Raw genomic sequence first — 25,401 nt, 5'->3', positions numbered from 1 at the left:
ACGACCATGACGATGTTCTACAATCGCGATACACAGCTGCACGATCTCTCGGCTGACAGCGCTTATCGCAGCTACCTCATTAGCCGCAATCAGTCCCCGATCGTCTATCATTCCAGTGATATCCAGTGGAAGCGGCTCTGCGTCGCCGCGCGACTGACACGCAATCACATCAAGGGTTTCTTCGCGGCCATCCATATGGCTTTGGTGGCCGACAAGATGCGCCGCGCGCGCCGTGAACTTGCGCGAGTTCGCGTGCAAGTCGCCGATACGCCGACGATTCCGGATCACCGGAGTGTGCCATGAGCGGGGACCACTCTGCAGCGCTGTTTGCGCGTATCGGCTCCTATGTGGCGATCATGCCGGGCATCCTCGCCCGGCTATGGCGCTTTGTCATTGGACCTGCCGTCTATCGGCCGGCCGCGCATTACATGCGCGGACCCGGCCCGAAATGTCGCGAGAAGAACGAGCGGACGCGCCCGCAATCCTAGCGGGCGCGGCGCAGAGGCAGGGCATCGTCAGGCTGCGCCCAGATCGCTGCCATCGCGGTGTAGACCTGCTGCTGCTCGGTCTCTGTGATCTCTGTCAGCGGCAGGCGCACGGCGGCATTCCCCAATCCCCGCAAGCTCAATGCAAATTTCACCGCTGCTGACGCCTGATCCGGCGGCAATACCGCGGCGAGCGGCGCCAGCATGTCGGAAATAGTCGTCGCATAGCGCGGGCATCCCTGGCGAGCCGCGTAATACATGCCGCGGCAGAGCTGCGGCGCCACATTGGCCATCGCGGAGACAACGCCGTCGCCGCCGAGCAGCAGATAAGGCAGGGCTGCGGTGTCCTGTCCCGTCAGCATCCGGAAACCCGCTGGCAGCAGCGGCCGCAATAGCGCCAGTCGCCCGGCGTCGCCGGTGTCGTCGCGCAGGCCTATCAATCGTGGCGAGGCGGCGAGACCGATGAGCGTATCATCGGTCAGTGCACGAGCACAACGCGACGGGGCGTCGTGCACAATAACCGGCAGCGATGTCGTCTCCAGGATCGTGCGGAAATGCGCGGCGATGCCATCGGCGGTGGGACGGTTGTAGTATGGCACGACCGACATGACGGCATCGGCGCCCGCCGCTTGCGCCAGCCGGTTTGCCGCAATGGCGCGACTGGTGCAATTCGAGCCCGCGCCCGCAATGATGCGGATGCGGCCACGCGCAATGCTGACGGCGGTCCGAATCAGCACGGCACGTTCCTTCGGCGTCAGCGTGTCGGCTTCGCCGGCGCTCTCGCCAACGACAATGGCGCTGGCGCCTGCACAGACCTGACGCTCGCACAGCCGTGCGAAAGTGAGGAGATCAAGCGCGCCATGCCCGTCGAACGGTGTCGGCAGATCGGCGATGATGCCGTGCAGCCAGTCGTTGGCGTGATGGGAGGCATGAGCTTGCGGGAGGGCATGAGCCCGAAGAGCGACTGTGGACATGGCGGGAAGCTCAGGCGACGCGCCGTTGTTGTAACCGTTCGACGGAGGTTGCTGCCGTGAAAGGCAGGGCGTTCATATCGAGTTCGATGAGGCCAGCCGCCTCGATAATCGCTTCGGGCCGATGGCCGTTCTCAAACAGAGCATAACGCACGGCATTCGCGCGGCTGACGAACAGCCCGCCGAATAGGCCGTTTTTCTCCTGCGCGACCCACTGGCCGCGGCCGTTCTTGCCGATGAAAACGAGGGATGAGCTACACGAGGGAGGTTCGATGGTGATCACTTGCAGTCTCCAGTTCATTCGCTTGAGCGAATGGCTGCAAGATGATCGGCCGCCCGTTTGAAAACGAGATGAGCGGAGGTGCCGCGTTATAGGGATTTCATAAGTGGGTCTGTCCGCAGATCATTCACGCGGAACCATCGCCCAAGGAAGCGATTGATCGTTTCGTTCACTGAGGGAGCGTGGAATGGCAAAATATTCCAAGGCGGCAGCGAAAAAGGTCGCGCGCGCCGTTAAGAATGCCAAGGCAGGTACGCTCAAGAGTGGCCGTTCCGGCAAGAAGGTGACCAGCCGGAAACAGGCGATCGCCATCGGCCTGTCGGAGGCCCGTGCAGAGGGCAAGAAGGTGCCAAAAGCGCCGAAGAAAAAGACAACGAAGAAGGTAGCTAGGAAGACCGTGAAGAAGGCCGCGAAAAAGACCGCAAAGAAAACAGCAAAGACGTCCAGAAAGAGGAAAGCCTGATTTGGTTTCAGGCTTGAGGTGACCTGCAGATCACTTGGTCTGCAGTGTCGCCTTCATCAGGTGGTCCCTGCACTCATCGTCCTTGCCCTCCGCCATTGCCTCGCTGGCCAGGCCGATCTCGTCGGAGGCGATCTTCTTTTGCTTGCCATCGGCCATTTTTGCGATGGATTCGGCGACGAAGGCGATATTGGAGGCGTTGCATTCCCGTGTCTGCAGTTGCTGCGCCTGCGCAGCCACGGTGGACATCAACGCGATGCCTATGATCATTCTCGAAATCTTCATGCGCTCAGCTGGCCTTGCGATGTCGGGCCGATGACCGCGCGGCCTTCTTGGCCGGGCGCTTGCGTGCCACATGGGGGCGTGACGCCGAAGCGCGTTTGGTCGGCTTGCCCTTACCACCCTTGAGGCTCGCCTTCAGCGCATCCATCAGGTTGATGACGTTGTCCGGCTTCTCCTCCTTCTCGACGACCTTCACCGGCTTGCCGGCAGCCTTGCGTTTCACCAGCGTCTTCAGGGCGGTCTCATATTCGTCCTTGAACTTGCTGGGATCGAAATGCGATGCTTTGCTGTCGAGGATATGCACCGCAAGGTCGATCATGTCCTTCGATATCTTGGGCGACTTGATGTCGTCGAAATAGTCTTCCTCATCACGGATCTCATAAGGAAAACGCAGCGTGGTGCCGAGCAGGCCCTTGCCGAGCGGCTCGATGGCGATGATGTGCTCACGGTTGGTCAGCACGATCCGCGCCAGCGCCACGCTGTCCTTATCCCTCATGGCGTCGCGGATCACGGCAAACGCATCGGCGCCGGCCTTGCCGTCGGGCGCGATATAGTAGGGATTGTTCAGGTAGCGTCGGTCGATCTCGTCGCGCGGCACGAAATTGTCGATATCGATGGTGTGATTGCTCTCGATCTGCACGGCTTCGAGCTCTTCCTTCTCGATCTCGACATATTCGCCTTTGCTGATTTCGTAGCCGCGGCCCTTCTGCTCCTTCTCCACGACATCGCCGGTCTCGGCATCCACCATCTGCTGTTTCAGCCGATTGCCGGTCTCACGATTGATCATGTGGAATTTGGTTTTCTCGACCGTGGTCGCGGCCGGATACAGCACCACCGGGCAGGTGACGAGCGACAGCTTGAGAGAGCCTTTCCAATAGGCGCGGGGCGGGGCCATACTCGTCCTCCAACTCGATCTACAAATGAAGCGCGCAGGCCGCAAAGTATTGCGCTGGCGTGGATTTCCAGGAACTTCAACGGCAGTTGCCGGTTTTGGTTCCGGGCCGGATCATGCGCCCAATGCGTTGAGTGGGGGGACGGTGTGGCCGACAAGCAGCTTCAGATCTTCCGCCGGAAACGGGACTTTGCGCTCACGAAGGAGCCCTCCGGCCAGATCGTGGTCACGCCGGCAAAGCGCCGCCGTTTCGTAGTCCAGAAACACGATGCGACACGGCTGCATTACGATCTGCGGCTGGAGATGGACGGCGTGTTCAAGTCCTGGGCCGTCACCCGCGGGCCGTCCATGGACCCCGCCGACAAGCGCCTCGCTGTCGAGGTTGAGGACCATCCGCTCGACTATGGCGATTTCGAAGGCACGATTCCCAAAGGACAATATGGCGGCGGCACCGTGCAGCTGTGGGACCGCGGCTATTGGGAGAGTGACGATCCGGACAAGGGCTTCAAGAAGGGTGATCTTAAATTCACGCTGGACGGCGAGAAACTGCATGGCGGTTTCGTGCTGGTGCGCATGAAGCATGACCGCAATGGCGGCAAGCGGACCAACTGGTTGCTGATCAAGCATCGCGATGAGTTTGCGAAGGAGGGCAAGGCCAACACCATCCTCGACGACGACAAGTCAGTGGCGTCCGGCCGGACCATGAGCGCCATCGCGTCAGGAAAAGGGAAGGCGCCGAAACCGTTCATGATCGCCAGGACGGCGAAGATCAAACCCGATGCTATCTGGGATTCCAGCGAGGGCAGTGCTGCCGATGCGCGCGCTAATAAGGGCGGCAAGACCAAGGCTGATGTCGGCAAGGCGGGGACCAAGAAAGCTGCGGGCAAGAAAGCCGTGACAAGGAAGGCGGCCAAACCATCGGCGAAGCCGCTCAAGGTCGCAAAGATGCCCGGCTTCGTTGCACCTCAACTTTGCACCATCGTGGATCGACCGCCCTCCGAGAATGGCTGGGCGCATGAGATCAAGTTCGACGGTTACCGCGTGCAGCTCCGCGTCGAGGACGGGGAGGTCACGCTGAAGACACGCAAGGGGCTCGACTGGACGGAGAAGTTTCAGGCCATCGCCAGGGAAGCCATAGGCCTGCCGGACGCAATCATCGACGGCGAGATTGTCGGGCTCGATGCCCACGGCGCGCCGGACTTCGCGGCGCTGCAGGCGGCGCTGTCGGATGGCGAGACCGATACGCTAATTTTTTTCGTGTTCGACCTTCTGTTCGCTGAAGGCGAGGACCTGCGCAAGTTGCCGCTCGGCGAGCGCAAGGAGCGATTGAAGGCGCTACTCGACAAAGCCCGCGGCCGTCGCAAGGAAAGCCTGATTCGCTATGTCGATCATTTCGAGACCGGTGGTGACGCTATCCTGGAGTCGGCCTGCAAACTGTCACTGGAAGGCATCATCTCCAAGAAGCTGTCGGAGCCCTATGTGTCGGGCCGCTCGCAAAACTGGACCAAGGCGAAATGCCGCACGGGCCACGAGGTTGTGGTTGGCGGATGGAAGAGCAACGCGGGAAAATTCCGTTCGCTGATGGTTGGCATCAACAGGGGCGATCATCTCGCTTATGTCGGGATCGTTGGTACCGGCTTCGGCCAGGACAAGGTCACGCGCATCATGCCGACATTGAAGAAAGCGGCGGCAAAGACCAGCCCGTTCGGCGGCAAGGAGACGCCGCCGGGTGGACGCGACGTGCATTGGCTGAAGCCCGAGCTTGTCGCCGAAATAGAATTCGCCGGATTCACCGGCGCCGGCATGGTCCGTCAGGCCGCGTTCAAGGGGCTGCGGCAGGACAAGCCCGCGGATGAGGTCGAAGCGGAAACGCCGAGGAAGATCGAGCTTGCCGAACCGAAGCCGAGACGCGGCGCGAAGAAGGCAGCGAAAACCTCGAACAAAGCCGCGCCGGCAAAGGCTGCGGCAGGCACAGCGGTCGTGATGGGCGTGTCGATTTCCAAACCCGACAAGGAGCTGTGGCCCGATGCAGGCGATGGCGAGCCGGTTACCAAACGCGATCTTGCTGCGTATTTCGAAGCCGTCGGCGACTGGATGATGGACTATCTCAAGGGCCGTCCGTGCTCGATCGTGCGCGCGCCCGACGGCATCGACGGGCAGCAGTTTTTCCAGCGACACGCAATGCCGGGGACATCGAACCTGCTCGAACTCGTGAAAGTCTCCGGCGACCGCAAGCCTTACCTGCAGATTGATCGCGTCGAGGGTCTCGCGGCTGTCGCGCAGATCGGCGGGCTCGAACTGCATCCCTGGAATTGCGCGCCGGACGCGCCGGATACACCGGGGCGTCTGGTGTTCGATCTCGATCCGGCGCCTGATGTGGAGTTCATTGCCGTCATGGATGCGGCACGCGAGATGCGCGAACGGCTCTCGGGCCTCGGCCTGGAGAGTTTCTGCAAGACCACCGGCGGCAAGGGCCTGCATGTGGTGGCGCCGCTGCTGCACGGCGCGAAGGACAAGGTCGACTGGAAGACGGCGAAGACGTTTGCGCAGGCCGTGTGCCAGCAGATGGCCAGTGACGACCCTGAGCGCTATCTGCTCAACATGTCGAAGAAGCTGCGTGGTGGAAAGATTTTCCTCGATTATCTCCGCAATGACCGGATGTCGACCGCGGTCTCGGTGCTGTCGCCGCGGGCGCGAAAGGGGGCCACGGTGTCGATGCCGCTGACATGGCCGCAGCTGCGCAAGGATCTGGATCCGAAGAATTTCACCGTACGCAGCGTCCCGGCGCTACTGGCGAAGAGCAAGGCGTGGGCAGGTTACGAGGATGCTGCGTCGTCGATCAAGGCGGCGATAGGGAAACTTAAATGACTCTCGCCGTCGTTACCCGCTTTTGCGGATGATGACGGTGAGAGCGTACGCGCATGAAAAGGCGCGCGACCCTTCCGGATTGCGCGCCTTGAAATCAATATCCGCTCTTACAGCTTACCAAGCAGCAGGAGGATCAGCAGGATCACCACGATGAGGCCGAGGCCGCCGCCGCCGTAGTAGCCGGTGCCGTAGAACGGACCGCCGCCGATACCGCTGAAACCACCAAGCAAGGCGATAATCAGAATGATCAGAATAATCGTACCAATGGACATGAATGTCTCCTCAGCCTGGCAGACGGACGAGCCGGCTGCCTTCATGCGGTAAAAACGCGCAGGCGCCCGCAAGGTTCCAAGGTTGAAACCTCCATTATGACTACCGTTGGACGATTTCGCGCTTACATCCACCTTAACTAACAAAGGATCATGAGATGTCTGCACCGCTCGTCGTTTCCATTCCGCACAGCCTCGGCCGCGAGGAAGCTGCCCGGCGGCTCAAGACAGGACTGACACGCGCAGCAACCAATGTACCAATGTTGAAAGTTGACGAGGAGCGCTGGGACGGCGACCGGATGATCTTCCGCGTCCATGCCATGGGGCAGGTGGCGTCCGGTCATGTCGATGTGGCCGAGGATCACGTCACCGTCGAAGTGGTGCTGCCCTGGCTGCTGAAGCGCTTCGCCGAAGTGGCGCAGGCAGCGATCAAATCGCGCGGAAATCTGCTGCTCACGAAAAAGAGTTGAAGCGGCGATTGCGGCGTGCAGAAATCTCACGCATCTACCGTGCCTGCTGCTGTGCAGCAAAAAAAATATCCTGCGATAGTGCGGCGCACGCGAGTTTGATCGTAAACCACTCGCAAATAATTTGATGAAAAGCTTTGAACACGCGGAGGAAGGGAACCGACCTTCTTCGAGTCGGCACGACATCCGCCAGGCCGTCCGGCCGTTGATCCCGGGCGGCCTTGTCGTATGTGCTATCGCAAACGCGTTGAACGAATGCGTTTCGGTGCGGCGTGTGCCTTCACGATCGCCATCGGAAGCTGCCTGAAGAGTTTGGCAACGGAGAGCTTGCTCGCGCCGTTCTTCGGCGGAGAACCTTCAACGAGGTAGCCGGGCGCGATGACGGTCGCGTCGAACGCCGTCGTCTCCGGCCAATGCCGCCCGCCTTGCGTCGCTTCGAAAAAGGCGCGCGGGATCACGACGATCGCCGCATCGCGCTGATGCCGTCGCGCAAAGGCGATGATGTGCGCGGCATGAGGTCCGGTCACTTCAAGTGGTTCGTAATCGCCATCGGTGAAGACGGCTGCCATCTCGGTGCGGTGTTTCAACAGCTCGCGTGTCCAGGCGAGCTTGATGTGGCCATCATCCCAGTGTTGCGCCAGCGCCGCCCAGTCTGGTTGCTGCAGTGCCTTCAGCACTTTCGCGCGTTCGGCGAAATCCACCGGGCGGCGGTTATCGGGATCGACCAGCGAAAAATCCCAGAATTCGGTGCCCTGATAGAAGTCCGGCATGCCGGGAATGGTCGCTTTCAGCGTGATCTGGCTGAGTGAATTCAATGCGCCGATCAGCGACGTGCGCTTGGCAAAGGTCTCAAGCGCTGCAAGAAATTCCGGCGACTGGGCGGGATCGAGAATACGCTCCAGAAATGCGTGCAGGCCCTTTTCATAGGCGTCGTTCGGGTTGAGCCAGCTCGTTTCCTGCTTGCCCTCGCGCGCGGCCTTCAGCGCATAGGCCTGCATGCGTTCGAGGAAGGAATTGTCCTGCCCGCCGAGCGACCAGGCGCCGATAAGCGCCTGGTACAACATATACTCGAACGCTGCGGAGGGCGCGCGCATCTCGCCGTCAATAACCAGATGCGGCGCGTTCAGCACCTTCCAGCGACCGACCGCACTGGCCCATTCACCGGGCATTTCGGCCAGCGCCAGCAAACGCGCGCGGGCATCCTCGCCGCGCTTGGTGTCGTGGGTGGCGGTCGAGGTCATGCCATACGGCCGTTCGCGCGCGCGTGTGACCATTATCTCGTGAAACGCCGCGACAGGTATCGCTTCCGCTGCCGGCTCGCCGCCGACTTCGTTGAACGCCAGCAGGCGGTGATAGCGATAGAAGGCGGTGTCTTCGAGCGACTTCGCCATTGTCGGCCCGGTGAACTGCTGCACCTTCAATGCAAAGCGTCGCACCCGCGGCTTGCTATGCGCGGGGCGGCCGGGTTTCAGCAGGTCCAGCGTCAGAGCGTCGCGCAGGAAGTCAAACAAGCCTTCATCGGCGCCGAACCACTCGGCGCGAGCCTTCTCGATGGTCGTGGCGATCAGTTGCCGGTCGAGGGCCGATGGGCCGGCAGTGGAGAGATAGGTGCGATAGACCGGGAAATGCAGTACATAGAGTTCGAAGGCCTGACGCAGCGTGTCGGCGGAGAAGTCGCGTGTCGAATAATGTCCGTTGGCGATCCGTGCCAGTAGGCGCGTCAACACGGTGAATTCGCTGAGCAGCAGCGTATCGAGCACGCGGCGCTTGGCTTCCACCAGTTGAGGTTCGAATTTCGGCGAGACGTTGCTCACCTGTCGCCAGGTTTCGCCCAGTGGTTCCAGGCCTTTTTCTTCGACCAGCACCTGCGTGATCACATTGAGCCATTCATAGCCGGTGGTGCCATGCACGCCGGCGAAAGGCACTAGCTTCTCGTGCTCGCCAAGAATCTTCTCGACCACGACATAAAACGGTTTGGTGCTGTTGCCATGCGCCTCGCGGATCAGCCGGCGCAGCCGTTGGAAATATTGCGAGGGATCGTGAAGGCCGTCGATGTGGTCCAGCCGCAACCCCTGCAGCTTGTCTTCGGTAATCAGCCGTTTGACCAGCGAATGAATCGCCTCGAACGTATCGGCGTCCTCGATACGCAGACCAGCCAGCGTATTGACGTCGAAGAAGCGGCGATAGTTGATCTCGCTCGATGCAAGACGCCATTGGCCAAGCTTGTAGTGCTGGCGCTCCAGCAGCATATGTAGCGCCTGGGTCTGCGCAGGACGATCTGGTCCGGCGCGATAGGCCTCGATCCCTTTGGCGATCACGTCCGCGACGCCTTCAATCGACGCCAGCTGCTGCTTGAAAGCCGGCGCTTCCCGCCGGTTGGGATGGCGGAGGCCCTTGTGCCTGGCAGCCAGCATCAGAATTGCGCGGCCGGCTGGCGTTTTACCGGCATCGGCTTCCTTGACGATGGTGCGCAGCATCTCGCTATAGCGCTCCGGTGCGATCGGCAGCCGATGTTCGAAATACCAGGCCGAGAAGCTGCCTTCCTCGGCGTCGTATTTCAGCTCGATCTCGCCGTTGTCCAGCGCCTGGCCATATGAGCTGCCGATGATCGGCAGCAGCACGCCCCCGCGTGCGCGATAGGGCAAAGTATCCCAGTCGATGTCGAAGGAGACGGCGTGCGGCGAGGTCTGTCCCCATTCCAGCACGTCGAGCCACCACGGATTGTCAGCGAAATGCACGCCCACATGATTGGGCACGAAGTCGAGGATCAGGCCGATATCGTTGGCCTTCAACGTGGCACTCAGGCGCTCGAAACCTTCTTCGCCGCCCAGCTCCGGATTGAGCTTGGTGTGATCGACAATGTCATAGCCATGGGTCGAACCCGCGCGCGATTTCATGAACGGCGACGCATAGAGATGCGTGATGCCGAGCGCCTTCAGATAGGGCACGATGCCCGCGGTGGCATCGAAATCGAAATCCTTGGTGAGTTGAATACGGTAGGTCGCGACGGGAATCGCAGGGGCCATTATTTGTCTCCGATCCGCCATGCGACGGACCACGGCGTCCCCACGCCGGTGGTAGTGTTGCCCCAAATTGTCGTGCCTGTGCTCGGCGGTGCTGCGTTAACGGCCTTGTCGGACAGATTTGCCGTGAGATGCAGCTTGCTGCCGTCACCCATTGTCCAGAATGCCGTGAGCCGGCCGCCGTCACTTGCCTCAGCCTTGCCGAACCGCGCGCCAGCGAGGCGCCGTACGATATGCTGCTTGCGCAGTGCGAGCAGTTCGCGAACCAGCGTCAGCCGCTTCTTACCCGCGGTCGTTTTGCGATTGTCCCAATCGACGAAGGCCGAGCGGAAGGAGCTCTCGTCCAGCGGGTCAGGAATCTCGTCGCCATACTTTTCGTAGGCGCTGGCGAATTCCTTCTTGCGACCGCTACGCACGGCATTGGCGAGATCGCCTTCGAAATCGCAGAAAAACGGGAACGGCGCTCTCGAGCCCCATTCCTCGCCCTGAAACAGCATCGGCACCATCGGCGCCAGCAATGTAATGGCCAGCGCAGCTTCGATGGCCTCGGGCTTGGCCAAGGTCTCCAGCCGATCGCCAAGCGCACGATTGCCAATCTGGTCGTGGTTCTGCAGGAAATTCACGAAACCCGCCGGTGCGAGTTCGCCTGATGGTTCGCCGCGTTCAGCGCCCGCGCGATGCGCTGAGGGTTGTCCCTGATAGGCGAATCCGGAGCCGAGCGCATGCACGATATGATCGAGCGGCTTTTGCGCGTAGTCGCTGTAATAGCCTTTATCTTCGCCGGTCAGAAGCACGTGCCAGGCGTGATGATAGTCGTCGTTCCACTGCGCGCGATATTTGCCGCGCGGCGGATTGGTGGCGGGATCGAGCAGAGTGGCGCGGTTGTCGTCGTTTTCCAGAACGAGATGGATGTGTCGGCCGGTATCGGCGGCGAGCTTACCGACTTCGCGGCTCAGCTCATGTAGCATCGGGATCTCGCCCTGTTCGACGATGGCATGGACGGCGTCGAGCCGCAGCCCGTCGAAACGATAATCGCGCAGCCATGCCACGGCGTTCTCGATGGCATAAGCGCGGACCTGCGGCAGACGATAGTCGATCGCCGAACCCCATGGCGTATCGGCACCGCCGAAGAAGTTCGGCGCATAGAGGCCGAGATAATTCCCTTCCGGCCCGAAGTGATTGTAGACGACGTCGAGAAACACCATTAACCCGCGCAGGTGCGCTTCGTCGATCAAGGCCTTCAGGTCCTCGGGGCGGCCGAACATCGCGTCCGGCGCATACCACAGCACGCCGTCATAGCCCCAGTTGCGCTTGCCGGAAAAATCGGCGAGCGGCATCAGTTCGACTGCTGTGATCCCGGTGGCGACGAGATGATCGAGCTTGTCGATCATGGCGCGATAGGTGCCCTCCGGCGTGAAGGTGCCGACATGTGTCTCGAGCAGCACAGTCTCTTCCCACGGACGCCCGCGCCAGTCCGTCGCGCGCCATGGATAGGACTTGTGATCGATGATCTCCGAGGGGCCAGCGATATCGTTTGGCTGAAAGCCTGAGCCCGGATCTGGAACGTCTGTCTTGCCGTCGATCCTGAAGCGATAGGTCGCGCCGGCTTTCACGCTGGCGATCTCCGCGGTAAACCAGCCGTCATCGCCGGGCTTCAAGGGATGGGCTTGATCGCCAAGCAGCACGTCGACGCATTGCGCAGCCGGTGCCCAGAGGCGGAAGATCGCGCCTTTCTCGGTCAGCCGTGGTCCGAACGAATGAGCGCTCATGCTGGCGTCCCCGCAAAGGCAAGCACCGAACGCGGCGGTGCGTCGATATCGCTCCCTGGAGGCAGAATGGCGATCGAGAGGTTGTCGTCGGCGGTGTTCAGCACCTGCCGCCAGTTCTTGTATTCCAGCATCTTCGGCAGCTTGAAAGGAATACCCTCGGGCGCCGCGTTCAGCACGATGAAGATCGGATTGGTGTTGTCGCCGGAAGCGCTAAGTACATAAGAGAGAAAGCGCCCGTCGGGAAACGCCCAGTCCGTCTCGGTCATCTCGTCGGCCGATGGGGTCAGCCATAGCACGCCATAGCTGCCATCGGCGCGGCGGCCGTCGAGCCAGCGCTGGGCTGTGATTTGCGGAAAACGGCTGCGGAGCTGGGTCATATGACCGATGAAGTCGGTCAGGTCCTCGTCCTTGTCGCCGAGATTGTCCCAGGTCACCCAGCCGATCTCGTTGTCCTGGCAATAGGCATTGTTGTTACCGCCCTGGGTATTGCCGATCTCGTCGCCGGCCAGCAGCAGCGGCACGCCCTGCGCGAGGAACAGACTGGCGAGCTGGTTCTTGCGCAGCTGTCGGCGCAGTGCCAGCAGCTCGAGATCGTCGGTTGGGCCCTCGACGCCGAAATTGTTGCTCAGATTGTCGCTGGAGCCATCGCGATTGTCCTCGCCATTGGCCTCGTTGTGCTTCTCGTTATAGGCAAAGAGATCGGCCAACGGAAAACCGTCATGTACGGTGACATGGTTGATGCCGGCGCGCTGCTTGCGGCCGTCATGGTTGAACACGTCGGAGGAGCCTGTCATGCGGCTGGAGACTTCGCCGATCAGCGAGCCTTCGCCGCTCCAGTAGCGGCGCATGGCGCTGCGATATTTGTCATTCCATTCCGACCATTGCGACGGAAACGCGCCGACCTGGTAGCCGCCCATGCCAAGATCCCAGGGCTCGGCGACCATTTTGACGTTCGCGAGCACAGGGTCCTGCCGGATGGCGGTGAGGAAACCGCTATTACGATCGAAGCCATTCGGCCCGCGGGCCAGCGTGGTTGCAAGGTCGAAACGAAAGCCATCCACGTGGCACACCTCGACCCAGTAGCGCAATGAATCCATCACCATCTGCAACACGCGCGGATGCGTAAGGTTCATCGAGCTGCCACAGCCCGTGAAGTCGTCATAGAATCGTGGATTGTCCGGCATCAGCCAGTAATAGGAGGCGTTGTCGATGCCGCGATAGCTCAGCGTCGGGCCGAGATGATTGCCTTCGGCGGTGTGGTTATAGACCACGTCGAGCATCACTTCGATGCCAGCATCATGCAGCCGCGCCACCGTCGTGCGGAACGCATCGAGCGGATTGTCGGCGCCGTAGCGCGCTTCCGGTGCGAAGAAGGAGAGGGTGTTGTAACCCCAGTAATTCACCAGCTTCATTTCCACCAGCCGGCGGTCGTCGACAAAGCTGTGCACCGGCAGCAGCTCGATGGTGGTGACGCCGAGCCGTTTGAGATGCTCGATCATCGACGGCGACGACAGGCCGCGATAGGTGCCGCGCAGCCCTGGCGGCATATCCTTGCGGGTCTGCGTCAGGCCCTTCACATGGGCCTCATAGATGATCGTATCTTCCCACGGTACGCTCGGGCGTGCTTCCTTGCGACCCCAGTTGAAGGTCTCGTCGACCACCACGGCCTTCGGCATGCCGCGCGCATTGTCGCGGCGGTCGAAGGACAGGTCCTCGCGCGACGAGCCGGTGCGATAGCCGAAATGTGCATCGCTCCAGACGAGACGCCCGGCCAGTTTCTTGGCATAGGGGTCGAGCAGCAGCTTGTGCGCATTGAAGCGGTGTCCGTGCTCCGGCTCATAGGGGCCGTGCACGCGATAACCATAGAGCTGGCCCGGCGAGACATCGTTGAGATAGCCGTGAAAGACGTGCTCGTTATATTCCGGCAGTTCGACGCGCTCGAGCTCGCGCCGCCCCTGGCTGTCGAACAGACACAGTTCGACCTTGGTGGCGTTGGCGGAGAACAAGGCAAAGTTGGTCCCCCGTCCGTCCCAGCTTGCGCCGAGGCGGGAGGGCGTGCCGGCGGATAATCTCATGCTCTAGAATTCCGGTACGAGAAAGAGTGCGGCCAGCGGTGGAAGGGTCAGACTGAGTTCGGGGACAAGCCCCTTGGCAATGACTTCGCCCGAATTGCCGACATTGCTGCCGCCGTAATGCGCGGCGTCGGAATTCAGCACCTCGCGCCAGGTGCCGGTGAACGGCACGCGAACACGGTAATCATGATAGACATTCGGCGAGAAGTTCACGACCACGAGGCACTGCGTGCGCGGGTTGGCGCCCTTGCGCAGCCACGCAAACACGTTGTTGCCGGCATCGTCGGTGATCATCCATTCGAAGCCTGCGGGATCGCAATCGAGTTCATGCAGTGCCGGCTGGTTACGATACAGCTCATTGAGATCGCGGATCAGCGAATGGATGCCGGCATGTTTGTCCTGCTCCAGCAGGTGCCAGTCCAGCGACGTGTCGTGATTCCACTCGCGCTCCTGGGCGAATTCGCAGCCCATGAACATCAGTTTCTTGCCGGGATGGCCGAACATGAAGGAATAATACGCGCGCAGATTGGCGAACCGCTGCCAGTCGTCGCCGGGCATTCGGCCAAGGATCGAGCGCTTGCCGTGCACCACTTCGTCATGGGACAGTGGCAGCACGAAGTTTTCCGAGAAGGCGTATTGCAGGCCGAATAGAATGTCGCCGTGCTGGAAGCGGCGATAGATCGGATCCTTGCTGATGTAATTCAGCGTGTCGTGCATCCAGCCCATGTTCCACTTGTAGCCGAAGCCCAGCCCGCCGAATTCGACGGGACGCGATACTTGCGGCCATGCAGTGGATTCCTCCGCTGCAGTGGTCGCATTCGGAAATTTGGCGAACACTTCGGTGTTGAAGCGGCGCAGGAAGCTGACGGCCTCGATATTCTCGCGGCCACCATATTTGTTCGGAATCCAGGCGCCGGCTTCGCGGCTGTAATCGAGATATAGCATCGAGGCCACGGCATCGACGCGGAGGCCATCCACATTGTAGCGCTCGAGCCAGAACAGCGCGTTGGACACCAGGAAGTTCACCACTTCCGTGCGTCCGTAATTGTAAATCAGCGTGCCCCAGTCCATGTGCCGGCCCTGCAATGGGTTGGCATGTTCATAAAGGGCCGTGCCGTCGAAATTGCCGAGGCCGTGCGGATCGTCCGGGAAGTGCCCGGGCACCCAGTCGAGCAGCACGCCGAGCCCCTCGGCATGACAGGCATCGATCAGCAATGCGAATTCTGCCGGCGTACCGAAGCGGCTGGTCGGCGCATACATGCCGGTCGGCTGATAGCCCCACGAGCCGTCAAACGGATGCTCGTTGACGGGCAGGAATTCTACATGGGTGAATCCGAGATCGCGAGCATAGCGCGGCAGTGTCTCTGCGAGGTCGCGGTAGGTTAGCCATTCATTGTCACCCTTGCGGCGCCACGAGCCCAGATGCACCTCATAGATCGACATCGGCTTGTTCAGCGCATTGATGTGATCCGGGGCGGGGCGTGGATGCGGGATCCTGGTTTCGTCGAGCACGATGGACGCCGTGGAGGGCCGCAGTTCGGCGGCGAAGGCCATCGGGTCGGATTTCTGCGTCAACTGTCCATGCGGGCCGATGATATCGAACTTGTAGTGATCGCCGGGCATCGCGCCCGGGATGAACAACTCCCAGTAGCCGGGGCCGCGCACGCGCATGGGATGACGCCGCGCGTCCCAGAAATTGAAATCGCCGACCACGCTGACACGCTTCGCATTTGGCGCGAGCACCACAAATCCGACGCCGCTGACGCCTTCAAGCACCATCGGATGGGCGCCGAGCTTGTCATAGAGCCGCTGATGGGTACCTTCGCCGAGCAGATAGAGGTCGAATTCAGTCAGGATAGGCGGAAAGCGATAGGGGTCCTCAAGATCGACGGACTTGTCGCCATAGCGCGCACGCAATTGATATTTGGTCGAGCCATTGGCCAAAGCCCCGACGAACAGCCCCGCGTCATGCACACGCTCCAACGCGGTCGTCGCACCGTGATCATCGATGGCATCGACCTTCACAGCTTCCGGCAGGAAAGCGCGCACGACCGTCTTGTCGGCTTCCTTGTGAGGGCCGAGATAGTGAAATGGATCGGAGTGGCGGCCTTCGACGATTGCGTAAGCCTCGGCGGGCAAATTGGTCATACAGCTTCCTCAGAATACTGGTTCAGAATGCGCAGAATGCCAGTCAGTGGCACCCGCAGCCAATCTGGCCGATGCGCGAGTTCGTATTCGATTTCGTACAGCGCCTTTTCCAGCAGGAAGAAGTTCAGCATTTCTTTGCTGGCTCCCGCGTCTGCCGGCCACAACCGCGCATCGGTCATGGTCTCGCGATAGGCATCAACGAATGCCGTGGTGGCGCGTTCCCGCCAGGCATCCAGTGCGGCAGCGAGCTTGCCGGTGTCGTCCGAGGTTACCTTGAGCGCGCGTTCCAGCGCCGCCGTTGCCGAATAATCGATCGAGCGAATGAGCCCGGCGATATCACGTGCAGCGGGCGCCTTGCGGCGGCGCTCATCGATCGACCTGCGCGGTTCACCCTCGAAGTCGATGATGAAGATATCATCCTTGACGATCAGCATCTGGCCGAGATGGAAATCTCCGTGATGGCGGATCTTCAGTCCGTCGATATTCTCTGGCAGTAGCTCAGTCAGCCACCCCCGCAAGCCGTGGCGCAGTTCCAGCACCTGATCAATCAGCGCGCGATCCGAATCCTTTGCAGCATTGCGACGTTGGGCGAGCGCACTGAATACCGGCTCGGCGCGTGAGATGATTTCGCTGATCCACAATTTGACGTCGTCAGACGACGTCGGCTCCGGCTTGAAATCCGGGATGTCGTCGCGGCTGGCCAGCGCCATCTGCATCTCGGCGACGCGGCGGCCGGTCTGCGACATATAGAGCAGATACGGCACCTGCTCTTCACTGTGTGGCGCGTGGTCATCCACCGCCAGCAGACGCTGCTCGTCGGCGAAACGGTCGAGATAGGCCGATGTCACCGTCCAGGCATCGCCCTGATTCTGCACGAAAGCATGCATGATCGCGACGGCGGTGCGCTGATCGCCCTCGACCAGTTCGACGCTGCCAAGCAAAGCCGGCGTGTTGGTGAATCCGGCGATATCGGTCAGGAAACGGCTGACCTCGATCTCCGGATTGATGCCGGCCTGCAGCTTGCGATAGATCTTCACGACATAGTCGTTATCGACCAGAGCGGTGCTATTGGACTGCTCGGTCTCCACCGCACGGATATTCTCGAGCGAGGCAGCAGGTTTTTCGGCAAGCTTCGTGGTCGGCCGGAACTCCAGGCGATTGCCTTCTTCCTCGACCGTCAGTGAGGTCCGCAGATTATGCAGCAGCAGCGAGATGAAGATGTGGTCGGTGGCGACGTCGAGCAGGGTACCTTCTCGCGCGCCCTGACGAACGGCGGCAAAGGCTTTCGGATTGTAGCGTTCGCGGTCGAAGCGGGTCCACTCGATCTGCATGGGCAGCAGATAGCGCGTTGCCACATTGCGCTGCGTGGTTTCGAAGAACACCAGCCACGGGCGGTTGTCGCCGATCTCGCAGAACGGGATCGCGCCGGTGAGCGCGGGCTGGATCGCCTTTTGCTGGCGCTCCGGATACCAGCGGCTGCGCGCGAGGAAAGAGGGCAGCACGTCGCGCTCGAACACACCGCGCGTACGGGCGAGAGTCATCCAGGTCGAGCCAAGCGGCACCACCAGCGTTTCGAATTCCGGCACCACCGGCGGCTGCGAATGTTCGGAGACATCGCGTAACTGCAGCCGGAACCAGTAGAAACCGTAAGGCGCCAGCGTGATCATGTAAGGCAGTTCGCCGATCGGCGGAAATTTGGTGCGGCCGAGCATTTCCAGCGGCACGCGTTCCTTCCACGGCGACAGATCGAGTTCGGTGGCCTGCGCGGCGCGCGACAGGTTGGCGACGCAGAGGATCGCTTCGTCGCCAAGCTGGCGCACATAAGCGAGAACGGAGCGGTTGTCGGGGCGGATAAAGGTCATGGTGCCGCGACCGAAAGCGAGTGTTGATTTCCTGACAGCAATGAGGCGTTTGGTCGCCGACAGCAGCGACGACAGGCTGCGCGACTGCGCCTCGACGTTCACGGACTCGTAGCCATAGATCGGATCCATGATCGGCGGTGCATAGAGCCGCGCGGGATCGGCGCGCGAGAAGCCGCCATTGCGGTCCGGTGCCCACTGCATCGGTGTGCGCACGCCGTTGCGGTCGCCGAGATAGATATTGTCGCCCATGCCGATCTCGTCGCCGTAATAGATGATCGGCGTGCCGGGGAACGACAGCAGCAGTGAATCCAACAGCTCGATCTTGCGGCGATCGTTGTCCATCAACGGCGCCAAGCGACGGCGAATGCCGACATTGATGCGGGCGCGTGGATCGTTCGCATAGGTCGACCACAGATAGTCGCGCTCGACGTCGGTGACCATTTCCAGCGTCAGCTCGTCGTGATTGCGCAGGAACATTGCCCACTGGCAGTCGCCGGGAATGTCCGGCGTCTGCCGCATGATATCGGTGATCGGGAAGCGGTCTTCCTGGGCCAGCGCCATATAGATGCGCGGCATCAGCGGGAAGTGATATGCCATGTGGCATTCGTCGCTGTTGCCGAAATATTCCTGCACGTCCTCCGGCCATTGATTGGCCTCGGCGAGCAGTAGCTTGCCCGGCGCATAGGCATCGAGCTCGGCGCGCAGATGTTTGATGACCTTGTGCGTCTCCGGCAGGTTCTCGTTATTGGTGCCGTCGCGCTCGACGAGATAGGGGATCGCGTCCAGACGGAATCCATCGACACCGGCATCGAGCCAGCGTTTCATCACCTGCACCACGGCGGAGACGACGCGGGGATTGTCGAAATTCAAATCCGGCTGATGCGAGAAGAAGCGATGCCAGTAATAGGCCTTGGCCTCCGGGTCCCAGGTCCAGTTCGATTTCTCGGTGTCGGTGAAGATGATCCGGGTGCTCTGATATTTCTGGTCGGTATCGCTCCAGACATACCAGTTGCGGGCGGATGAGCCAGGCGGGCTGCGGCGGGCGCGTTTGAACCAGTCATGCTGGTCCGACGTGTGATTGATGACGAGTTCGGTAATCACGCGCAAGCCGCGGCGCTTGGCCTCGTGGATGAAGCGCTTGAAGTCCTTCATCGTGCCGAAGTCGGGATGGATCGAACCATAATCGGCGATGTCGTAGCCGTCGTCGCGGCCCGGGGACGGATAGAACGGCATCAGCCATATGGTGGTGACGCCGAGATCCTGCAGGTAATCCAGCTTCTCGGTCAGGCCGATGAAATCGCCGATGCCGTCATTGTTGCTGTCAGCGAAGGTCTTCACATGCAGCTGATAGATGATGGCGTCCTTGTACCAGAGCTTGTCGATCTCCTCGGCACGCTGTTTCGCTTTGGCGTCGATTTCGGTCATGACGTTCATTGGTGACGCTTTCAGGCAAGGATCAGGCGAGGCAGCGGAAGAAGACGGCGGGGTCGCGCTGGGGGGCGAGGTGCAAGCGGATGCCGCCCCATTCGACGCCATGACGCTCGCCGGTGATGATGTTTTCGACGGCGGCAACGTTGCGCTTCTCGCCATCGACCGTGACTTGCGTGTCGATCGGCAGCCAGAATTCATAAGGATCGCGCGACAGCGCGATGGCGCCGGCAACGGTGTTGGTACCATCCACCGACTCCTTGACGAAGCCGATGATGTTGTCGTTTTCGACCGGCATGAAGCGCAGGTTCGATGTCTGCTGCAGCGCCGGATTGGCGCGGCGCGCATGGTTCAGTGCGGTGATATAGGGCTTGATATTGCCCGGCGCGTTCCAGTCGCGGGTCCTGATCTCGTATTTCTCCGAGTTCAGATATTCTTCCTTGCCCGGGATCGGCTCGTGTTCGAGCAATTCGAAACCGTTATAGATGCCATAGGTCGACGACAGCGCGGCGGCCAGTGCCACCCGCGCCTTGAACATCCAGGCTTCGCCGGACTGCAGGTGATAGGGCAGGATGTCGGGCGTGTTGACGAAGAAGTTCGGGCGATAGAATTCGCGCTCGGGATAGCCGCATAGCTCGTTGAGATACTGCTCGATCTCCCACTTCGCGGTGCGCCAGGTAAAATAAGTGTAGCTCTGCGAGAAGCCGAGCTTGGCGAGGCCCTTCATCAGCTTCGGACGCGTGAAGGCCTCCGCCAGAAACAGTGCGTCCGGATGCCTGATCTGCACCTCATGGATCACCCATTCCCAGAACCGCAGCGGCTTGGTGTGCGGATTGTCTATGCGGAAAATCTTGACTCCCTGATCGCACCAGAACAGCAGCATGTCGCGGAGCGCGTTCCACAGGGATCCTGCATCTTCACAGTCGAAGTCGGGATTGTGGATGTCTTCGTATTTCTTCGGAGGGTTCTCGGCATATTTCATCGAACCGTCCGGCCGGCGCTTGAACCAGTCCGGATGCTCCTTGACCCACGGGTGATCCGGCGAGCACTGCACGGCGACGTCGATCGCCACTTCCAGGCCGTGTTCCTTGCACGCAGCGATCAGCGCATGGAAATCGTCCATGGTACCAAGTTCAGGATGGATCGCGTCGTGGCCGCCCTCGGCGCCGCCAATGGCATAGGGGCTGCCGACATCGCCGGGCTCGGAGGTCAGCGAATTGTTCTTGCCCTTGCGGTTGGTCTTGCCGATGGGATGGATCGGCGTGAAATACAGCACGTCGAAGCCCATGGCCTGCACGTCGGGCAGGCGCGCGATACAATCGCGGAACGTGCCGTGCTGGCCCGGCACCGTGCTCTGGCTGCGCGGCACCATTTCGTACCACGCGCCGTTGCGGGCGCGCTTACGGTCGATCATCAGCGGCAGCAGCGGCGAGCGCGTCAGGTCCGGGCGCAATTGCGCTTCGGCCATGGCGGTGCGCAGTTCAGGTGACAGCAGCGGCTCATTGTCGCCGGTCTGCAGAAAATTCTCGCATTGCTTGACGATGAGCGCCGAAGCCTCGGGCCCGCCATTCTGCGCCTTGGTCATCAGGCCGGCGCCTTCCAGCGCATCCAGCGTGACATCCTGTCCGGCCTTCAACTTCAGCTCGAAGCCGTGGCGCCAGGTCGCGAATTCATCGGTCCAGGCCTCGATCGCATACACATAGCGTCCGATGCCATCGGGGATGAATGAACCGCCCCAGCGGTCGTTCACTTCCAGCGTCATCGGGACCCGATTCCACTCGCGGTCCTGTTCGCGGCGCCAGACAATGGCCGCGGCGATGATCTCGTGACCATCGCGGTACAGGTCGGCATAGACAGCCACAGGTTCGCCCACGATGCGTTTGACCGGGAAGCGGCCAGCGTCGATGATCGGATAGATGTTTTCGATATGGAAAGCCCCGCCGATACCGGCGGTGTCCACGATTTGGGATGTTCTGTTCACGGTGATGCCATCATGAGGTGTCGTCCCTGTTCGATTTTTCAAAAAGAGACGGTGCGATCATATACAAAGCCCCGTGACAGGGGTTTGGTTCCCGATGGAACCCAGCTTAGATCGACGCGTTGAAATCGGCTATCCTCTTCCGCAAATTCAGAAATTTCCCAGCAACTTTCGATTGTTGCTCTGCAAACAGCGTGCCGAATGGACCTTTTCACCAAAGCTGCCGAACTCGGAATCCAGACCGGTTTTCATGACGGTCAGGGTCAGTGGCACACCACCAGCGAAGCCGCCCTGAAGATCATTCTGGACGCCATGCCGGTGCGCACGCCGCATCGTTTCGTAGAGAGCCCGGTCGTGGTCCGGGCCGGCGAGGGCGCCCGCACGATCCTCAATGAGGCTGCCACGTTTCCCCTGAGCTGGAAAATTCTCGACGGGGTTAAGGTTATCGCCGAGGGAACGACGGAGGCGCGCGAGATCACCTGGCCGCGCGATCTGCCGGTCGGCGTGCACAAGCTCAGACTGGTCGACGCCAGAAACTTCCCGGACGAAGCGCCCTTCATCGTGGCGCCATCCAAGGCATTTCCCGGCACCTTCGATCGCTCGTGGATCGTCGCCGTGCAGCTCTATGGTGTGCGCTCGGAGCGCAATTGGGGGATTGGCGACTTCACCGATCTGCAGGGCCTGATCAGACTGGCCGCGAGTTTCGGCGCTGGCGGTGTCGGCCTCAATCCGCTGCATGCGCTGTTCGATGACCGGCCGGCCGAATGCAGTCCTTATTCGCCGAACAGCCGGCTGTTTCTCAATCCGCTTTATATCGACGTTGAGGCGCTGCCCGAATATGCGGCGAACGATAGTGGCGACACGCTGGCTGAGATGCGCGCCAGCAAGTTCGTCGACTATGTCGATATCGCCGCGGTCAAGTCGACAGCGATGCGTGCCGGCTTTGAGACATTTTATGCCGATCCGACCTCCGAGCGTCAGAAGGCCTTTGCCGCCTTCCGCGCCGAACGCGCGCCGCTGCTGACGCGCTTTGCCTGTTTCGAAGTGCTGCGCCATCAGCATCAGACCGCGTGGTGGGACTGGCCGTCGGAATGGCTGTTGCCTGATGACGCGACCTGCGAAGCTTTCCGCGCCGGGCCGGACGGCAAGGAAGTCGCTTATATCGAATATGTGCAGTGGAATGCCGACCTGCAGCTCAAGGCGTGTTTCGATCTGACCACGAAGCTCGGCATGCCCGTCGGCCTCTATCTCGATGTCGCGGTCGGCGTGCAGTCCGGCGGCTTCGATGCCTGGAACGAGCAGATCGCGATCTCGCGTCATCTCTCCGTCGGTGCGCCGCCCGATGCGCTGCAGCCCGCCGGGCAGAACTGGGGTCTCGCGGGCTTCAATGCCGCGGGGCTGGAAGTGCAGGGCTTCGCGCCGTTCAAGGACATGCTGCGTGCCTCGATGCGCTATGCCGGTGCTATCAGGCTCGATCACGTGCTTGGTCTCAACCGTCTCTACGTCGTGCCGCATGGCTATGACGCCGACAACGGCGCCTATGTGAAGATGCCGCTGGAAGCACTGCTGGCCGTGACGGCGCAGGAGAGCGTCGCCAATCGCTGCGTGGTGATCGGTGAGGACCTAGGTACCGTGCCGGACGGCTTCCGCGATCATCTCGCATCCTGGGGCATCTGGTCGTATCTGGTGATGATGTTCGAGCGCGACGAGCGCTATGCGTTCAGGGGTGTGGATTATTACGCACCGAATGCGCTGGTGACCTTCAACACCCACGATCTGCCGACCTATGCCGGCTGGCGTAGCCTGCACGATCTGCAGCTGAAGCGCTCGCTGGGCATTGATCCCGGCGAAAGCGACGATGCCCGCCGTTACGCGCTGCAGATGCTCGGCGAGGCGCTGCGAGCGCAGGGCATCAATACCGAAGACTTCTACGCCGTCGCTCACTTTCTCGCGTGCACGCGGACCCGTTTGCTGGCCGTCGCGTTGGAAGACCTGTTGGGTGTGATCGATCAGCCGAATATTCCCGGCACCATCAATGAACATCCGAACTGGCGGCAGCGGCTGCCGGCCACGGTGGAGACGATGGCCACGTCGATCGATCGTGACGCGCTGCACATTGCAACCGCGGACAGGAGTTTGTCCGCATTGACGTAAATTTTGTCAGGTGGCGGAAAGACATTGTACAGCAATATCGAAGATTACGCGCTGATCGGCGATTGTGAGACCGCCGCTCTCGTCAACCGCAACGGATCGATCGACTGGCTGTGCTGGCCGGCTTTCGATTCCGACGCCTGCTTTACCGCACTGCTCGGCACCAAGGATCACGGCCGCTGGCAAATCACGCCCGACGCTCCGATCAAGACATGCAAACGGCGCTATCGCGGCGACTCCCTCATTCTGGAAACCACGCTGGAGACCGACGACGGCGCCATCACGCTGATCGACTTCATGCCGCCGCGCGGCGCCGCCTCCGATGTGGTGCGCATGGTCCGCGGCGATCGCGGCACGGTGACGGTCCGCATGGAGCTGATCATCCGCTTCGGATTCGGCGCGGCCATCCCGTGGGTGAAGCGCGACAAGGATGGCGCGGTGCTGGCGATTTGCGGGCCCGACATGACCGTGCTGCACACGCCCGTCGAGACCCATGGCGAGAACCTCACGACCGTCGCGAAATTCGAAGTCAAACAGGGCGACAGCATCCCCTTCGTGCTGACCTATGGACCGTCGCATCTGAAAGTGCCTGCGTCGATCAATGTCGACGAGGCGCTGAAGGACACCGAGGAGTTCTGGAAGGAATGGAGCAGCCGCTGCACCTACAAGGGCGAACACCGCGATCTCGTGATGCGCTCTCTGATTACGCTGAAGGCGCTGATCTATGCGCCGTCCGGCGGCATTGTCGCGGCGCCGACCACGTCGTTGCCCGAAAAGCTCGGTGGCTCCAGAAACTGGGACTATCGCTTCTGCTGGCTGCGCGATGCGACCCTCACGCTGCTGGTGCTGATGAACAGCGGCTACACGGATGAGGCGCGCGCCTGGCATCGCTGGCTGCTGCGCGCCGTCGCCGGCGCACCGGCCGAGATGCAGATCATGTACGGCATCATGGGCCAGCGCCGCCTGCTCGAATGGGAGGCCGACTGGTTGCCCGGCTATGGCGGCGCGCTGCCGGTGCGCGTCGGCAATGCCGCGCATGCGCAATTGCAGCTCGATGTCTATGGCGAACTGATCGATGCCTTCCATCAGACCCGCGTCGCCAAACTAGAACTCGATGGCGACACCTGGGCGGTCGAATGCGCGATTCTCGAACATCTCGCCTCGGTCTGGAACAAGCCCGATCACGGCATCTGGGAGCTCCGCGGCCCCGGCAAGCACTATGTGCTCTCGAAAGTCGGCTGCTGGGTTGCGTTCGACCGCGCCATCAAGAGCGCCGAGACCTTTAATCTCAAAGGCCCCGTCGACAAATGGAAGGAGCTGCGCAAGGAGATTCATCGCGACGTCTGCGAGAAGGGGTTCGATCCCCGCGAAAACACCTTCGTGGAATCCTATGGCTCGGACGTGCTCGACGGCGCCATCCTGTTGCTGCCGGCTCTGGGTTTTCTTCCGGCCGACGATCCTCGCGTGAAGGGCACGATCGCGGCGGTCGAGAAATATCTGATACGTGACGGCTTCGTGCTGCGCCACGATCCGCGCGCGGTCACCGGCGAGGTGCAGCCCGCCGAGGGCGCGTTTCTCGCCTGCAGCCTGTGGTTGGCCGAGGCCTATATCAAGATGGGCGAGATCGCCAAGGCGGAAGAACTGTTCAATCGCGTCGTTGCGATCGCCAATGATGTCGGCCTGCTGGCGGAAGAATATGACAGCGGCGTCAAACGCCAGACCGGCAACTTCCCGCAGGCGCTGACCCATATCGCGCTGATCGCCGTGGCGCATAATCTGGCGAGCGCTAAGCGTTCGCAGGAGAAGAAGGTGGAGCGGGCGAAGTAGCTCTCGGAGGCGAAGCGGTGTTCTTATCCCTCCCCCTTGCGGGGAGGGTGGCCGGCCGTAAGGCCGGTCGGGTGGGGGTGCCCACGCGAGAGCGTCGCTTGTGGCACCCCCACCCCGGCCTCCGCTTCGCTCGGCCGACCCTCCCCGCAAGGGGGAGGGAGGCCATCAG

General features: G+C 61.3%; 18 protein-coding genes. 7 read left to right on the top strand and 11 right to left on the bottom strand.

The window, feature by feature from the left end; translation table 11 throughout:
• Window positions 1-6 precede the first annotated feature (6 nt).
• Together AB8A33_RS18435 and AB8A33_RS18430 are read left to right on the top strand one after the other, a co-directional pair.
• The gene (locus AB8A33_RS18435; RefSeq protein ID WP_439094050.1) at window positions 7-303 is read left to right on the top strand and encodes a hypothetical protein; all 297 of its coding nucleotides are present in this window, start codon (window positions 7-9) and stop codon (window positions 301-303) included.
• Window positions 300-488 carry a hypothetical protein gene (locus AB8A33_RS18430; protein ID WP_439094049.1) on the top strand — a complete coding sequence of 63 codons (189 nt, stop codon included), beginning with the start codon at window positions 300-302 and terminating at the stop codon, window positions 486-488. The genes AB8A33_RS18435 and AB8A33_RS18430 overlap by 4 nt, the downstream gene beginning before the upstream one ends.
• Here AB8A33_RS18430 and dapA read toward each other — a convergent pair.
• Together dapA and AB8A33_RS18420 are read right to left on the bottom strand one after the other, a co-directional pair.
• Complete coding sequence (gene dapA, locus AB8A33_RS18425) at window positions 485-1,459, bottom strand: 4-hydroxy-tetrahydrodipicolinate synthase (protein ID WP_439094048.1); 975 nt, start codon at window positions 1,457-1,459, stop codon at window positions 485-487. The two genes, AB8A33_RS18430 and dapA, sit on opposite strands and share 4 nt — an antisense overlap.
• Before the next feature lie 10 nt (window positions 1,460-1,469).
• Window positions 1,470-1,739 carry a hypothetical protein gene (locus AB8A33_RS18420; RefSeq protein ID WP_439094047.1) on the bottom strand — a complete coding sequence of 90 codons (270 nt, stop codon included), beginning with the start codon at window positions 1,737-1,739 and terminating at the stop codon, window positions 1,470-1,472.
• Between the two features lie 184 nt (window positions 1,740-1,923).
• Between AB8A33_RS18420 and AB8A33_RS18415 the strand changes: the two genes are divergently transcribed.
• Window positions 1,924-2,199 (top strand): DUF6496 domain-containing protein, encoded by a 276-nt coding sequence (locus tag AB8A33_RS18415; protein ID WP_439094046.1) that lies wholly within the window; start codon window positions 1,924-1,926, stop codon window positions 2,197-2,199.
• A 30-nt stretch (window positions 2,200-2,229) separates the two neighbouring features.
• On the opposite strand, the gene AB8A33_RS18410 is transcribed toward AB8A33_RS18415, so the two are convergent.
• Both AB8A33_RS18410 and AB8A33_RS18405 read right to left on the bottom strand, forming a co-directional pair.
• Complete coding sequence (locus AB8A33_RS18410) at window positions 2,230-2,466, bottom strand: hypothetical protein (protein ID WP_439094045.1); 237 nt, start codon at window positions 2,464-2,466, stop codon at window positions 2,230-2,232.
• 19 nt (window positions 2,467-2,485) lie between these two features.
• Window positions 2,486-3,373: a Ku protein gene (locus tag AB8A33_RS18405; RefSeq protein ID WP_439094044.1), complete on the bottom strand. Its 888-nt coding sequence runs from the start codon at window positions 3,371-3,373 to the stop codon at window positions 2,486-2,488.
• A gap of 144 nt (window positions 3,374-3,517) precedes the next feature.
• Here AB8A33_RS18405 and ligD point away from each other — a divergent pair, with 144 nt between their 5' ends.
• Complete coding sequence (ligD, locus tag AB8A33_RS18400) at window positions 3,518-6,238, top strand: DNA ligase D (RefSeq protein WP_439094043.1); 2,721 nt, start codon at window positions 3,518-3,520, stop codon at window positions 6,236-6,238.
• 107 nt (window positions 6,239-6,345) lie between these two features.
• Here ligD and AB8A33_RS18395 read toward each other — a convergent pair whose 3' ends face one another.
• Window positions 6,346-6,510 (bottom strand): DUF3309 family protein, encoded by a 165-nt coding sequence (locus tag AB8A33_RS18395; protein WP_081422059.1) that lies wholly within the window; start codon window positions 6,508-6,510, stop codon window positions 6,346-6,348.
• Between the two features lie 155 nt (window positions 6,511-6,665).
• Between AB8A33_RS18395 and AB8A33_RS18390 the strand changes: the two genes are divergently transcribed.
• Entirely contained in the window at window positions 6,666-6,977 is a 312-nt protein-coding gene (locus tag AB8A33_RS18390; protein ID WP_439094042.1) for a polyhydroxyalkanoic acid system family protein, read from the top strand.
• 230 nt (window positions 6,978-7,207) lie between these two features.
• On the opposite strand, the gene treY is transcribed toward AB8A33_RS18390, so the two are convergent.
• The 6 genes from treY to AB8A33_RS18360 are packed head-to-tail and all read right to left on the bottom strand — an operon-like array spanning window position 7,208 to window position 21,257.
• On the bottom strand, window positions 7,208-10,000 hold the full coding sequence (gene treY / locus AB8A33_RS18385; protein WP_439094041.1) for a malto-oligosyltrehalose synthase: 2,793 nt from the start codon (window positions 9,998-10,000) through the stop codon (window positions 7,208-7,210).
• On the bottom strand, window positions 10,000-11,766 hold the full coding sequence (gene treZ, locus AB8A33_RS18380; protein ID WP_439094040.1) for a malto-oligosyltrehalose trehalohydrolase: 1,767 nt from the start codon (window positions 11,764-11,766) through the stop codon (window positions 10,000-10,002). The genes treY and treZ overlap by 1 nt, the downstream gene beginning before the upstream one ends.
• Window positions 11,763-13,841, bottom strand: coding sequence for a glycogen debranching protein GlgX (gene glgX / locus AB8A33_RS18375; RefSeq protein WP_439094039.1), 2,079 nt, complete (start codon window positions 13,839-13,841; stop codon window positions 11,763-11,765). Before glgX ends, treZ begins: the two co-directional genes overlap by 4 nt.
• Window positions 13,842-13,844: 3 nt before the next feature.
• Entirely contained in the window at window positions 13,845-15,986 is a 2,142-nt protein-coding gene (gene glgB, locus AB8A33_RS18370; RefSeq protein ID WP_439094038.1) for a 1,4-alpha-glucan branching protein GlgB, read from the bottom strand.
• Complete coding sequence (treS, locus tag AB8A33_RS18365; RefSeq protein WP_439094037.1) at window positions 15,983-19,282, bottom strand: maltose alpha-D-glucosyltransferase; 3,300 nt, start codon at window positions 19,280-19,282, stop codon at window positions 15,983-15,985. Before treS ends, glgB begins: the two co-directional genes overlap by 4 nt.
• Before the next feature lie 22 nt (window positions 19,283-19,304).
• The gene (locus tag AB8A33_RS18360) at window positions 19,305-21,257 is read right to left on the bottom strand and encodes an alpha-1,4-glucan--maltose-1-phosphate maltosyltransferase (protein ID WP_439094036.1); all 1,953 of its coding nucleotides are present in this window, start codon (window positions 21,255-21,257) and stop codon (window positions 19,305-19,307) included.
• A gap of 198 nt (window positions 21,258-21,455) precedes the next feature.
• On the opposite strand from AB8A33_RS18360, the gene malQ reads away from it, so the two are divergent.
• Together malQ and AB8A33_RS18350 are read left to right on the top strand one after the other, a co-directional pair.
• Entirely contained in the window at window positions 21,456-23,408 is a 1,953-nt protein-coding gene (gene malQ / locus AB8A33_RS18355) for a 4-alpha-glucanotransferase (protein ID WP_439094035.1), read from the top strand.
• Window positions 23,409-23,432: 24 nt separating this feature from the next.
• A complete protein-coding gene (locus AB8A33_RS18350) occupies window positions 23,433-25,232 on the top strand; it encodes a glycoside hydrolase family 15 protein (protein ID WP_439094034.1) in 1,800 nt (599 codons plus the stop codon).
• The last annotated feature ends 169 nt before the right edge of the window (window positions 25,233-25,401 follow it).

The organism is Tardiphaga sp. 813_E8_N1_3, assembly GCF_051811025.1.
In the GTDB taxonomy this organism is placed as follows: Bacteria; Pseudomonadota; Alphaproteobacteria; order Rhizobiales; family Xanthobacteraceae; genus Tardiphaga.
The sequence above is the reverse complement of the archived record's forward strand: the minus strand, read 5'-3'. Positions and strand labels throughout refer to the sequence as shown.

What these genes read in the sequence shown, in the direction of transcription:
- AB8A33_RS18435 (WP_439094050.1), top strand. Translation starts at nt 7, where the DNA reads ATGACGATGTTCTACAATCGCGATACACAGCTGCACGATCTCTCGGCT.
- AB8A33_RS18430 (WP_439094049.1), top strand. Translation starts at nt 300, where the DNA reads ATGAGCGGGGACCACTCTGCAGCGCTGTTTGCGCGTATCGGCTCCTAT.
- dapA (WP_439094048.1), bottom strand. Translation starts at nt 1,459, where the DNA reads ATGTCCACAGTCGCTCTTCGGGCTCATGCCCTCCCGCAAGCTCATGCC.
- AB8A33_RS18415 (WP_439094046.1), top strand. Translation starts at nt 1,924, where the DNA reads ATGGCAAAATATTCCAAGGCGGCAGCGAAAAAGGTCGCGCGCGCCGTT.
- AB8A33_RS18410 (WP_439094045.1), bottom strand. Translation starts at nt 2,466, where the DNA reads ATGATCATAGGCATCGCGTTGATGTCCACCGTGGCTGCGCAGGCGCAG.
- AB8A33_RS18405 (WP_439094044.1), bottom strand. Translation starts at nt 3,373, where the DNA reads ATGGCCCCGCCCCGCGCCTATTGGAAAGGCTCTCTCAAGCTGTCGCTC.
- AB8A33_RS18395 (WP_081422059.1), bottom strand. Translation starts at nt 6,510, where the DNA reads ATGTCCATTGGTACGATTATTCTGATCATTCTGATTATCGCCTTGCTT.
- AB8A33_RS18390 (WP_439094042.1), top strand. Translation starts at nt 6,666, where the DNA reads ATGTCTGCACCGCTCGTCGTTTCCATTCCGCACAGCCTCGGCCGCGAG.
- treY (WP_439094041.1), bottom strand. Translation starts at nt 10,000, where the DNA reads ATGGCCCCTGCGATTCCCGTCGCGACCTACCGTATTCAACTCACCAAG.
- treZ (WP_439094040.1), bottom strand. Translation starts at nt 11,766, where the DNA reads ATGAGCGCTCATTCGTTCGGACCACGGCTGACCGAGAAAGGCGCGATC.
- glgX (WP_439094039.1), bottom strand. Translation starts at nt 13,841, where the DNA reads ATGAGATTATCCGCCGGCACGCCCTCCCGCCTCGGCGCAAGCTGGGAC.
- glgB (WP_439094038.1), bottom strand. Translation starts at nt 15,986, where the DNA reads ATGACCAATTTGCCCGCCGAGGCTTACGCAATCGTCGAAGGCCGCCAC.
- treS (WP_439094037.1), bottom strand. Translation starts at nt 19,282, where the DNA reads ATGAACGTCATGACCGAAATCGACGCCAAAGCGAAACAGCGTGCCGAG.
- malQ (WP_439094035.1), top strand. Translation starts at nt 21,456, where the DNA reads ATGGACCTTTTCACCAAAGCTGCCGAACTCGGAATCCAGACCGGTTTT.